11 protein-coding genes are annotated in these 11,764 nt (G+C 63.8%); 8 read left to right on the plus strand and 3 right to left on the minus strand.

The window, feature by feature from the left end; all coding sequences use genetic code 11:
- Positions 1 to 93 precede the first annotated feature (93 nt).
- The 6 genes from gnd (at position 94) to EN846_RS15865 (ending at position 6,408) form a co-directional block, all read left to right on the plus strand.
- Positions 94 to 1,107: a phosphogluconate dehydrogenase (NAD(+)-dependent, decarboxylating) gene (gene gnd, locus EN846_RS15840; protein ID WP_127392816.1), complete on the plus strand. Its 1,014-nt coding sequence runs from the start codon at positions 94 to 96 to the stop codon at positions 1,105 to 1,107.
- 17 nt (positions 1,108 to 1,124) lie between these two features.
- The gene (gene zwf, locus EN846_RS15845) at positions 1,125 to 2,501 is read left to right on the plus strand and encodes a glucose-6-phosphate dehydrogenase (protein WP_127392817.1); all 1,377 of its coding nucleotides are present in this window, start codon (positions 1,125 to 1,127) and stop codon (positions 2,499 to 2,501) included.
- 11 nt (positions 2,502 to 2,512) lie between these two features.
- Positions 2,513 to 3,217: an ROK family protein gene (locus tag EN846_RS15850; protein ID WP_127283073.1), complete on the plus strand. Its 705-nt coding sequence runs from the start codon at positions 2,513 to 2,515 to the stop codon at positions 3,215 to 3,217.
- A 116-nt stretch (positions 3,218 to 3,333) separates the two neighbouring features.
- The gene (locus EN846_RS15855) at positions 3,334 to 3,789 is read left to right on the plus strand and encodes a MucR family transcriptional regulator (protein ID WP_127283072.1); all 456 of its coding nucleotides are present in this window, start codon (positions 3,334 to 3,336) and stop codon (positions 3,787 to 3,789) included.
- Between the two features lie 119 nt (positions 3,790 to 3,908).
- Positions 3,909 to 5,009 (plus strand): aminotransferase class I/II-fold pyridoxal phosphate-dependent enzyme, encoded by a 1,101-nt coding sequence (locus tag EN846_RS15860; protein ID WP_127392818.1) that lies wholly within the window; start codon positions 3,909 to 3,911, stop codon positions 5,007 to 5,009.
- A 160-nt stretch (positions 5,010 to 5,169) separates the two neighbouring features.
- Positions 5,170 to 6,408, plus strand: coding sequence for an MFS transporter (locus EN846_RS15865; RefSeq protein WP_127392819.1), 1,239 nt, complete (start codon positions 5,170 to 5,172; stop codon positions 6,406 to 6,408).
- Positions 6,409 to 6,637: 229 nt separating this feature from the next.
- Here the strand turns inward: EN846_RS15865 and EN846_RS35870 are convergent, their stop codons facing one another.
- From EN846_RS35870 to EN846_RS15875, 3 genes are all read right to left on the minus strand, one after another.
- Positions 6,638 to 6,859 (minus strand): hypothetical protein, encoded by a 222-nt coding sequence (locus EN846_RS35870; protein ID WP_245494399.1) that lies wholly within the window; start codon positions 6,857 to 6,859, stop codon positions 6,638 to 6,640.
- Positions 6,768 to 7,262, minus strand: coding sequence for a hypothetical protein (locus EN846_RS15870; RefSeq protein WP_245494397.1), 495 nt, complete (start codon positions 7,260 to 7,262; stop codon positions 6,768 to 6,770). Before EN846_RS15870 ends, EN846_RS35870 begins: the two co-directional genes overlap by 92 nt.
- A gap of 483 nt (positions 7,263 to 7,745) precedes the next feature.
- A complete protein-coding gene (locus tag EN846_RS15875; RefSeq protein ID WP_245478145.1) occupies positions 7,746 to 8,624 on the minus strand; it encodes a LysR substrate-binding domain-containing protein in 879 nt (292 codons plus the stop codon).
- Positions 8,625 to 8,758: 134 nt separating this feature from the next.
- Between EN846_RS15875 and EN846_RS15880 the strand changes: the two genes are divergently transcribed.
- Complete coding sequence (locus EN846_RS15880; RefSeq protein ID WP_127283083.1) at positions 8,759 to 10,153, plus strand: FAD-binding oxidoreductase; 1,395 nt, start codon at positions 8,759 to 8,761, stop codon at positions 10,151 to 10,153.
- Positions 10,154 to 10,175: 22 nt separating this feature from the next.
- On the plus strand, positions 10,176 to 11,351 hold the full coding sequence (locus tag EN846_RS15885) for an MFS transporter (protein WP_127283068.1): 1,176 nt from the start codon (positions 10,176 to 10,178) through the stop codon (positions 11,349 to 11,351).
- Positions 11,352 to 11,764: the final 413 nt, after the last annotated feature.

Below are 11,764 nucleotides of genomic sequence, written 5' to 3' on the forward strand. Positions count from 1 at the left end.
GAAAAGTGGATACCGGTTTTCGGAAAAGATCATGATCGATCAAGACAGCACGGCCAGTAGATTCTATTTTCCTCGAGCGACTGGGATAAGACCATGCAGATCGGAATGATGGGACTGGGCAGGATGGGCGCCAACATGGTGCGCCGCCTCATGCGCGACGGCCATGAATGCGTCGTCTACGACATCAACCCGGCAAGCGTCGCCGCTTTGGTCAAAGACGGCGCCATCGGCGCGGCCTCGATGGAGGAGTTCGTCGGCAAGCTTTCCAAGCCGCGCAGCGCCTGGCTGATGCTGCCGGCGGCGATCACCGGCAAGATCGCCGACCAGGTGGCGGCGCTGATGGAGCCCGGCGACATCATCATCGACGGCGGCAATTCCTACTATCACGACGCCGTCGACCAGGCCGCCGAGCTTGCAGCCAAGGGCATCAACTATGTCGATGTCGGCACCAGCGGCGGCGTCTGGGGCCTGGATCGCGGCTACTGCCTGATGATCGGCGGCCCGGACGAGGCGGTTCGCCATCTCGATCCGATCTTCGCCACGCTGGCACCCGGCGCCGACGCCGACAGCACGCCTGCCAAGGACGCCGGCACCGCGCCCTACGGCTATCTGCATTGCGGGCCGAGCGGCGCCGGCCATTTCGTCAAGATGGTCCACAACGGCATCGAATACGGCGTCATGGCCGCCTACGCGGAAGGCATCAACATCCTGAAGTCGGCGAATGCCGGCAAGCGCGCGCGCACCGCCGACGCCGAGACCAGCCCGCTGGAAAACCCGCAATACTACCAGTTCGACATCGACCTGCCGCAGGTCGCCGAGGTCTGGCGTCACGGCAGCGTCATCGGCTCCTGGCTGCTCGATCTCACCGCCGGCGCGCTGAAGAACGACCCGGCGCTGACGCAGTTCGGCGGTCGCGTTTCGGATTCCGGCGAAGGCCGCTGGACGCTGAAGGCGGCGATCGACACCGGCGTGCCGGCGCCGGTGCTGTCCTCGGCGCTGTTCGACCGCTTCTCCTCGCAAGGCGAATCCGAATTCGCCGACAAGCTGCTCTCCGCCATGCGCTACGCCTTCGGCGGCCATGTCGAGAAGCCGAAGACCGGCGCCTGAGAGCGGGGAAGACATTGATGAGCCAGGAACGGTCCGACACGCTGGTGCTCTTCGGAGCGACCGGCGACCTCGCCCACAAGAAGATATTCCCAGCACTTTACCAGATGGTCGCCAAGGCGACGCTGACCGAGCCGGTGATCGGCGTCGCCTTCGACCCCTGGGACATCGGCAAATTGCAGGCGCGCGCCCACGACGGCATCGCCACCGCGCTGGGTAGCGTCGACGAGACGGTGTTCGCCAAGCTGGCCTCGCAACTGCGCTATGTCAGCGGCGACTACCGCGACGGCGCGACCTTCGAGAAACTGAAGACAGCGCTCGGCTCCGCCCAGCACCCGCTGCACTACATGGCGGTGCCGCCGACCATGTTCGAGACCGTAGTCCAGGGGCTGGAGCAGTCCGGCACCGCGCGCGGCGCGCGGCTGATGGTGGAAAAGCCCTTCGGTCACGATTTGCAGTCGGCGCGCTGGCTCAACCGGGTGCTGCACCTGGTGTTCGACGAGCAGTCGATCTTCCGCATCGACCACTATCTCGGCAAGGAAGCGATCCAGAACCTGCTCTATTTCCGCTTCGCCAATGCCTTCCTCGAGCCGATCTGGAACCGCAATTTCGTCGAGAGCGTGCAGATTACCATGGCCGAGGATTTCGGCATCGACGGCCGCGGCAAATTCTATGACGATGTCGGCTGCATCCGCGACGTCATCGAGAACCACCTGCTCAACATATTGTTGCTGCTCGCCATGGAGCCGCCGGTCGGCCGCTCGGCCGACGACCTGATCGACGAGAAGGTGCAGGTGCTCCGTGCCATCCGCACGCTGACCAAGGAAGATGTCGTGCGCGGTCAGTTCGACGGCTATCTGGCGGAGCCGGGTGTCAAGCCCAACTCCCCGGTCGAGACCTTCGCCGCGGTCCGCTTCTTCGTCGACACCTGGCGCTGGCAGGACGTGCCCTTCTTCATCCGCGCCGGCAAGAACATGCCGGTGCATGCCACCGAGGTGATCGTGCGGCTGAAGCGGCCGCCGCTCGATGTCTTCGACCCGATCAAACCGGACGACGCCAACTATGTCCGCTTCCGCATCGACCCGCAGGTGGCGATCTCGATCGGCGCCCAGCGCAAGGTGGCCGGCGACGACATGGTCGGCGAGCAGGTGGAACTGACGGCGCTCGACGACTCGAAGGGTGACATGCCGCCCTATGAGCGGCTGATCGGCGACGCCATGAACGGCAACGGCCAGCTGTTCACCCGCCAGGATGCGGCCGAGCTTGCCTGGCGCATTGTCGGCCCGGTGCTTGGCGACACGACGGCGCCGCACGTCTACGCGCCGAAGAGCTGGGGACCGGCCGATGCCATGAACGGCTTCGGCCCGCCGAACGGCTGGATCAACCCATCGAAATAGGGGGCAACGACATGGCCAAGGCGGCAAAGCCGGCGGCGGCGGACGCGGAACCGATCGTGCTGACGATCGACATCGGCGGCTCGCACGTCAAGATCCTGACCAGCGCCGGCGGCGAGATGCGCCGCGCCGAGTCCGGCCCGGGCCTGACGCCGCAGCAGATGATCGCCTCGGTGAAGACGCTGGCCGAGGGCCTCTCCTATGACGTGATCTCGATGGGCTACCCCGGCCCGGTCGCCCACAACCGGCCTTTCGCCGACCCCGCCAATCTCGGCAAGGGTTGGGCGGGCCACGACTTCGCCGCCGCCTTCGGCAAGCCGGTGAAGGTGATCAACGACGCGCTGATGCAGGCCATCGGCAGCTATGAGGGCGGGCGCATGCTGTTTCTCGGCCTCGGCACCGGCCTCGGCGCCGCTATGATCGTCGACAATGTCGCCCAGCCGATGGAACTCGCCCACCTTCCCTACAAGAAGGGCGGCAGCTTCGAGGACTATGTCGGCGAGCGCGGGCTGGAGAAGCGCGGCAAGAGGAAATGGCGCAAATCCGTGTTCGACGTCGTCGACAGGCTTCGCGCCGCCCTGCAGCCCGACTACGTCGTCATCGGCGGCGGCAACGTCGACAAGCTTGATCAAATGCCCGCCGATTCCAGGCGCGGCGACAATACGCGTGCTTTCGAAGGCGGTTTTCGACTGTGGCGCGACAAGGCGCTGATCGTCTGATAGTATTACATCTCAGTATAGTTATTCAAAATAACGTGTTTCGCGGCGCGAACTCATTGCGTTGAGCAGATTTGCCGACTAGGAGTCGCGCCACCCCCTACCGACGGAGAAATAAATTGGCCGACGACAGCAATGACGCTCGCAAGGAAATCGACCTGCTCGAGCTTACCGCCCACATCGTTTCCGCCTACGTCGAGAAGAACCGTCTGCCTGCCTCCGGCCTCAGCGAGCTCATCGCCAGCGTCAGCGCCTCGATCAGCAGCCTCGGCCAGCCGCCCGAACCGGTCGCCGCGCCGCTCGTCCCCGCGGTCAATCCCAGGCGTTCGGTGACGCCGGACTACATCATCTGCCTCGAGGACGGCAAGAAGTTCAAATCGCTGAAGCGCCATCTTGGCGTCCATTTCGGGCTGACGCCGGAAGCCTACCGCACCAAGTGGGGCCTGCCGGCCGACTACCCGATGGTCGCCCCCAACTATGCCGCCTCGCGTTCCGAGCTGGCGAAGTCGATCGGCCTTGGCCGCAAGGCCGCCGAGCCGGTCAAGACCAGGGGCAGGAAAAAGGTTTCGGCCTGAGCTACCCACGGCGCTGAGCCAATAGTTTCAACGACTGGAACAGAAGCCTGCCGGCGAATCCGCCTTGGCAGGCTTCATGCTTTTGGGCTTGGATAACCCCGACAGTGTCGGGGGCAGCCATGAACTACGCACGGATGGTGATCGAGAAGGAGGCGCCGGAGGAATACGGCTACGACCGCATCCGCTTCAATCTCTCCGAAAGCTCGATCGCCGACCAGAAGCTCTCCGACATTGGTCTGTCGCTGCCAGATCTGACGCTGTTCTACGGCGAACATCGCGGCGACCGGGAATTGCGCGCCCTGGTCGCGGCACAGGACGACGGGCTTTCGCCGGATGACGTGCTGGTCACCGCGGGTGCCGCCGGCGCGCTGTTCATCATCTCGACCGCGCTGCTGTCCGAGCGCGACCACCTCGTCGTCGTCAGGCCCAACTACGCCACCAACATCGAGACGCCCCGGGCGATCGGCTGCGCCATCTCCTATGTCGACCTCGACTTCGACGACGACTTCGCCGTCGATGTCGATCGTCTCGCCGCGGCGATGCGGCCTAACACCCGCCTGATCAGCGTCACCTGCCCGCACAATCCGACAGGCACGACGATGGGCCGGGCCGATCTCGACGCGCTGGTGGCGCTGGCCGAAAGCCGGCAATGCCATTTGCTGGTCGACGAGACCTATCGCGACCTTTCCTACGGGCGGCGCCTGCCGGCGGCGGCATCGCTGAGCCGCTCGGCGATCAGCGTCTCGTCGCTGTCAAAGGCTTTCGGCATTCCCGGCGTCCGCATCGGCTGGCTGGTCACGCGCGACACCGCGCTCCAGGAAAGGTTCCTCGCCGCCAAGGAGCAGATCGGCATCTGCGGCAGCGTCATCGACGAAGCCATCGCGCGCGGCATGCTCCAGCGGCGCGACGCCTTTTTGGCGACACTGCTGCCCGACATGGCCAAGCGCCGCGACATCGTCCAGGCCTGGATAGACCGCGAGCCGCTGGTCGGCTGGGTGCGGCCGGAAGGCGGCGTCGTCGGCTTCCCTCGCCTGAATGTCGGCGCCGATTTCGACCTCGACCGCTTCTACGCAAGGCTGCTGGAAGACCATGGCACCTATGTTGGCCCCGGCCATTGGTTCGAGATGCCTAAGCGCTTCTTCCGTATCGGCTTCGGCTGGCCGAAGGAGGCCGAATTGCGCGGCGGGCTGGAGGCCATCTCCGCCGCGCTAAGGGACTGACTTTCCGTCCCGCGTTGCCGCCAGCCGGAATTTTCTTGATCCAGCGCCGATTCTGCCACACATCCCGCCGCGATCTTTGCTAGAAGGTCATCTGGCCGGACCAGCGCCCATCGTGGAAGTTGCCCCGCCGGCCTTTTTTCGCAATGGGGCCTTTCTCTCCATGACTGCCGAACAGACATCGCCGGACCAGCGCTATGCCGCCTTCCGGCACAGGCCCTTCCTCAGCTACTGGGCGGCGCGCTTCCTCACCACCTTCGCCACCATGATCGTCTCCGTCGCCGTCGGCTGGCAGGTCTACGATCTGACCCGCGATCCCTTCGACCTCGGCATCGTCGGCATCGTCCAGTTCCTGCCGTCGCTGCTCCTGGTGTTGGTCACCGGCGTCGTCGCCGACCGCTTCGGCCGCCGCCTGATCATGACCTTGTCGTCGCTGATCGAAGCGGGCTGTGCGGTTGCGCTCTTGCTGCTTACGTTGCGCGGCCTCGCCGGCCCGCTGCCGATCTTTGTGGTGCTTGCGATGTTCGGCATAGCGCGCGCCTTCTATGGACCGGCCTCATCCTCGCTGTTCGCCAATCTGGTGCCGCCGGAGGACTTCGCCAATGCGATCGCCTGGAATTCGTCGGCCTGGCAGACGGCAACCATTGTCGGGCCCGTCGCCGGCGGCCTGCTCTACGGGCTTTCGGCGGGGACGGCCTACATCACCGCCGCCGTCCTGATGCTGGTTGCGGCGCTGCTCGTTTTCACCATTCCGAAGCCCGCCCAGCAGACCGCCACCGACAAGCCGACGATGGAAACGCTGTTTGCCGGCTTCCGCTACATCTGGAGCGAGAAGATCGTGCTCGGCGCCATCTCGCTCGATCTGTTTGCCGTGCTCCTGTCGGGCGCCTCGGCGCTGCTGCCGGTCTATGCGCGCGACATCCTCGAGCTTGGACCCTGGGGCCTCGGCCTGCTGCGCTCGGCACCGGGCATCGGCGCCATCTGCGTCGCAGTCTGGCTGGCCGGCCACCCGATCCGCGACCATGCCGGCAAGATCATGCTGGGCTTCGTCGGTCTGTTCGGCGCTGTCACGGTTCTGTTCGGCGTTTCAACCATCACCTGGCTGTCAATCCTGGCCCTTGCCCTGCTCGGCGCCACCGACATGTTCAGCGTCTATATCCGCGAGACGCTGATCCAGCTGTGGACGCCTGACGAGGTGCGCGGCCGCGTCAATGCGGTGAACCAGGTCTTCGTCGGCGCCTCCAACGAGGTCGGCGAATTCCGCGCCGGCACTATGGCGGCGCTGATCGGCACCGTGCCGGCGGTGGTGATCGGCGGCATTGGCGCCGTCGCGGTCGCAGGCCTGTGGGCCTGGCTGTTCCCGGCACTGCGGCGGGTACGGCACCTCAACGGCCGGAATTGATTAGCGCCGTATCTAAGCCGCTGGATCCGACGCTCGGGCCAATCAAGCTTGCGCCGATAATGCTGAGATGGAGCCGAGAGAAGACCGGCGGGTTCGGACTGCGAATCCTCGAGAGCTGACATTCAGGTTAGGTGGGTATCGTCGAGACATGACCCGATGCCGAAACATGGAAGCAGGTGGCCACAATCGAGAGAGGAGGGGGGTTGGGCATTCACGCAGCCTCCTGGAATCACACGTCGCTGAGCAAGGGCGCACTCCTGCGCTGCTTGGCTTGCGGGTTGACGATATCGGCATGTCCTTCGCCGCTCATCATCGCCCAGAGGTTCTTGGCCGCATGCCAGCCGATGGCCTGAGTTCCTTCAGTCGTCCAGGCCGCGACATGCGGCGTGCACAAGACGTTGGGTGGCGAAAACAGCGGATCGTCGGTCTTCGGCGGCTCCTGGTCGAACACGTCGAGCGCCGCACCAGCGGACTGCCAGCATCAGAGCGACCGCGTGCTCGCTGACCGTGAAGATCTGAAAATCGTTCGGCGTGCTGGAAACCAGAATGCCGTGCTCGGTGGCGGCGTCGATGTCGATGCTGTCGACACCAATGCCATATTTGGAGATGTAGCGCAGATCCGGAAGCGCCTGCATGACACGCCGGGTGATGCGGGTGCCGCCTGCCCCCATCAAGGCGACACAGCCGTGTGCCTTGGCAATCAGCTCATCCTCGGTGAAGCGCTCGAACGGCATTTCCCAGAGCCCATTTCCGAAAATGACGTTGACTCCACGCTCGCGCAGCCAGTCCAGCGAGGCGTCAGTCGGGTCGTAGCGTTCAAATGCGAGAACGCTGGGCAAGCCTTGAGCGCTCATGATGGTGGCGATCTCCTCAAAAACCTTCGAATTGTCCAGACGGAAAACTTCTTACCGATTTCAATCCGCTTCAAGCGCCATCTAGTCCCGCAAGCCCGCCAGACGCCAGCCATCAACGAACGGCTGCGCATCACTCGGCCTCTTAAAAGGTGAGTTCGCCACCAAATCACCGACCCTCCAATTTGGATTGCCCGCAAGAAATAGGCGGGCTTCCTCCTCTGCCTCAGGAACGCGACCGGCAAGGGCAAGCGCGGGAACCAAGTGCTCCCTCGAACCCGTCCCGTACGTTTCTTCCCGGCTCAACGAAGCAACAGCTTCTTCATAGTGACCGGAGGAAATCTGCGCTATTCCCATGATCCAGAAATACCAACCGGGTGGACGAGGATTTATACGGAGGGCCGCGCCACAAGCTATCAGTGCCGCTTGCGGATCGCCTAAGTAGATCTGAAGCTCACCCATCCATGCAACCGCATGCGCCAGCCGTTAGATCACGGTTCTCATCCACGCCAGGAAAGACTCCATCACCGCGGATCGCTGACTGTGGTTTATCCATACGACATAGAAGCTGTAGCCCGGCAAGGACAATGGATGGGCTTTGACGAGCGTGCCAGTTTCCAGTTCACGGCCAACCACGACGTCACTTAAGATTGCAATGCCTTGCCCGGCGACAACTGCATCGATCGCATGCAGCTCTTCGCGAAAGCTCAAATCCCAGGCTTTGTCCGGGATCAGGTCCGGATCGATTGAACGCGCCGTTGCCAGCCATCGGCGCCAGGTGGGAGCGTCCGGATCCCGGTTCATCCAGTCAAAATGGATCAACGGATAGCGCAGTAGGTCGGCGGCACGCTCGACCGGCCGCCCATCGCCTGCCAGCAATCGCGGACTGCAAATCGGAAAGAAGGAATCGCGGCACAGCTCTTGCGCGGCAAATCCCAAAGGCGGGCGCCGTGTGTAGCGGACCGCCACATCGGCGGCGCCGGCGCGCAGATCGAGCAGCGCGTCCGTGCCGATGATCTCCAGGGGCACGGCCGGGTTGACCTCTCGCCATTTCGGCAACCGGGGCACGAGCCAGCGGCTCGCGAAAGCGTTCGGGCTTGTCACCCGCAACGGCGTTTGAACATCCGAGTCGGCGACCGCGGCAAGGGAACCAGCGAGAATATCAAAGCCGTTGCGCAGGATCGGGAACAGGCGCGCTCCCGCGCTCGTCAGCGCGAGCGGGCGCGGTCGGCGCTGGAACAGCTTCAGGCCGCATATCTCTTCCAGCAGGCGGACCTGGTGACTGATCGCCGTCGGGGTCACGCCGAGCTCCACCGCCGCGGCCTTGAAGCTGCCGTGCCGGGCAGCGGCCTCAAAGGCATGCAAGGCGCGGAGCGGCGGAGTGTTCCTCATGCTGCCAGTGTAGATGAATTCCTCTCACCTAGTAGCTAAGAATTTCGCTTTTGCAGAAGGCCGGACGCTATGAGACCGTGGTCCTGTTGGAACCGAGGACAGCAAGGATGGAGCTTCCGCGACAGACCGACGTGCCATCGGGCCGATCCGATTCCTCGATCACGGCGATCGAACAGTTCCGCCAAGGCTTACGGGGCGAACTGGTATTGCCGAAGGACGCTGCCTACGACAAAGCGCGCAGGGTCTGGAACGGGGCGATCGACAAACGTCCCGCCGCAATCGTCTTTTGCGCCGATCCCGATGACGTCGTCCATGCCGTGACCTATGCCAGGTCGCAAGGCTGCCTCGTGGCGGTTCGCAGCGGCGGCCACAACGTCGCCGGTCTGTCCGTCTGCGACGATGGGATGGTGATCGATCTGTCCCGCATGAAGACGATCGCGGTCGATGCTGAGCGTCGCATCGCCAGGGCCGAGGCTGGTCTGACCCTCGGCGAGCTCGACGCTGCCACACAAGCGTATGGTCTTGCGACGACCATGGGCGTCAATGGCGACACCGGTATTGCCGGCCTCACGCTCGGTGGAGGCTTCGGCAAGCTCGGACGAAAGCACGGCCTGAGCTGCGATAATCTGATCGCGGCCGAAATTGTCACGGCCGATGGACAGCTGTTGCGAACAAGCGCCACTGAGCATCCCGACCTGTTCTGGGCCTTACGCGGCGGCGGCGGTAATTTCGGCATCGTGACGAGGTTCGAATACCGGCTGCACCCGATCGGCCCGTCGCTTCTCGTGGGCTCGGTGCTTCATGCTTACGATCATGCGCGCGAGGCCATGCGGTTCTACGACAGATTCTCCCGCGGCGCCCCGGACGAGGTGAGCGTCGACGCCGCGCTCGTCACGCTGCCCTCGGGTGACCGCGCCTTCAATATCTCGGCTTGCTATGTCGGGTCGCCCGAAGCGGGCGAATCCGTCATCGCGCCGCTGATGCAATTCGGATCGCCCATCGACAGCCGCCTTCAGGCCGTTCCTTATCTCCAGATTCAATCGGCGGGCGACAGCCTCTTTCCGCGCGGGCGGCGCTATTACTGGAAGGCGCAGTTCCTGCGCGAGATCAGCGATGGTGCGATCGAGGCGCTGCTCGGCAGTTACGCGAGGGCTCCCAATCATTCGTCCCTGCTGGTTTTCCAGCAGGTCGGCGGCGCGATCGCTCGCGTGCCCGCGTCACACTCGCCCTATGCCAACCGCGACGCGGCCCTTGACTGCTTCCCGATCGCCATCTGGGACAATCCGGCCGATGACGAGGCGAACATCCGCTGGGCGCGCGAGTTGTGGAACGCGGTCAGACCATTCTCCACCGGCGGTGTCTATGCCAACAATCTCGGCGATGAGGGCGACGAGCGCGTGCGGGATGCTTACGGCGGAAATTATGCGCGCCTCGTCGCCATCAAGAAGCAATACGACCCGACCAATTTCTTCCGGTTGAACCAAAACATACGGCCTGGCTAGTTCGGGCTCCGTGGGGGGAACCGTGCGCAGTCGCTGGACAATCCTTGCGGTCCTGTTCGTCGCCCGCACCGCAATGGCCTTTCAATTTCAGAGCATTGCCGCTGTCGCGCCCCTTGTCGGCGACAGCCTCGGGGCGAGCCTGGCCGACATCGGGATTCTGATCGGCCTTTATCTGGCGCCGGGGGTCGCACTGGCCCTGCCCGGCGCGACGATCGGCCAGCGCCATGGCGACAAGTCGACCGTTCTCGCCGGCCTGCTGATGATGCTGGCGGGTGAAATGCTGACGACGGCTTCGACATCCTGGAGCCTGCAGATCGGTGGCCGACTGATCGGCGGCACAGGCGGTGTCCTCCTGAATGTCCTGATGACCAAGATGGTCGCCGACTGGTTTGCCGGCCGGGAGATCGCAACCGCGATGGCTATCTACATCAACTCGTGGCCAGCGGGTATCGCCATCGCTCTCATGCTGCTGCCGGCAATCGGGACGACGTTCGGGATGGCCGCAGTCGGCCTTGCCGTTTCGGTTCTGATTATGGTTGGCATCGGCCTCATGGCCTTCGTCTATCGCGCCCCGGAGGCGTCACATGCCGGGAGAATAGCGCGCTTGGCCATTTCAGCCGGTACAAGCTATGCGCTGGTCACCGCCGGCCTGATCTGGTGCCTCTACAATGTCGGCTTCGCAATGGTCTTCAGCTTCGGTCCCGAGATGCTTGTCGATCGCGGATGGTCCAACGCGGCGGCAGGCTCGGCGATCAGTGTCGTGCTTTGGCTGGCTATGCTTTCAGTCCCGCTGGGTGGCTTGCTGGTCGATCGCACCAGACGGGGCGGTGCGATTCTCACTCTAGGCTGTGCGGGTTTCGCAATGCTGATGCTCCTTCTGTCGCGGAACGGACCATTGCTGCCCCTCATCATCGCCACGGGGATCGTATGCGGCCTGCCGGCCGGCGCGATCATGAGCTTGCCCACGCGCGTGCTCGATCAAAGGACGCGATCGATCGGGATGGGAGTGTTCTACACCGTCTACTATGCCGGCATGCTGGCCGCGCCAGCGATCGGCGGCAGGCTTGCCGTTTGGGCTGGCACCGCGACGGCCGCGCTCGACCTGGGCGCTGCCGCCCTCCTCATTTGCCCTTTTCTTCTGTGGCCATTCCACCGGTTCACCCGCCTGTCACAGGCGATGGTGGATCCAATCGGGTAAGACGGCTCTGCATTTCCGTTCGTCGGTTAGACCTTCACTTGGCATCACCAGGTCGCGAGTGCAGTCGCTGCACGTCAGCTTTCAGGAAATGCAAAGGTGAACTATACGGCCGACATGCAGCGCAAAGCCGCGGTTCCTTCGGCATGCGAAACTGAACGGATCCGCGTCAAAGGCGACCCTAAACGTGCGATTATCGAGACGCGGAAAGGCCGTTCTGGCGTTTGTATGCGAAGCGAATAGCGGACATTTTAACCGATGGAGCTAAGGTCCTGAATTGGACCCGAAGCCGTCACTGTCCGATTGCGGGGCAACTGCCGCGAACAAGCAGCAGGTAAGGTGGGACCCGCTCGTCAGTGGCGCTGCGGCAGGGATCGCCAAGGCGTCGCGCGAGTCATAGCCTCAAGAAGCGTGAT

Source organism: Mesorhizobium sp. M4B.F.Ca.ET.203.01.1.1 (assembly GCF_004791025.1).
Lineage (GTDB): Bacteria > Pseudomonadota > Alphaproteobacteria > Rhizobiales > Rhizobiaceae > Mesorhizobium > Mesorhizobium abyssinicae.

What these genes read in the sequence shown, in the direction of transcription:
- gnd (WP_127392816.1), top strand. Translation starts at nt 94, where the DNA reads ATGCAGATCGGAATGATGGGACTGGGCAGGATGGGCGCCAACATGGTG.
- zwf (WP_127392817.1), top strand. Translation starts at nt 1,125, where the DNA reads ATGAGCCAGGAACGGTCCGACACGCTGGTGCTCTTCGGAGCGACCGGC.
- EN846_RS15850 (WP_127283073.1), top strand. Translation starts at nt 2,513, where the DNA reads ATGGCCAAGGCGGCAAAGCCGGCGGCGGCGGACGCGGAACCGATCGTG.
- EN846_RS15860 (WP_127392818.1), top strand. Translation starts at nt 3,909, where the DNA reads ATGAACTACGCACGGATGGTGATCGAGAAGGAGGCGCCGGAGGAATAC.
- EN846_RS15865 (WP_127392819.1), top strand. Translation starts at nt 5,170, where the DNA reads ATGACTGCCGAACAGACATCGCCGGACCAGCGCTATGCCGCCTTCCGG.
- EN846_RS15870 (WP_245494397.1), bottom strand. Translation starts at nt 7,262, where the DNA reads ATGAGCGCTCAAGGCTTGCCCAGCGTTCTCGCATTTGAACGCTACGAC.
- EN846_RS15880 (WP_127283083.1), top strand. Translation starts at nt 8,759, where the DNA reads ATGGAGCTTCCGCGACAGACCGACGTGCCATCGGGCCGATCCGATTCC.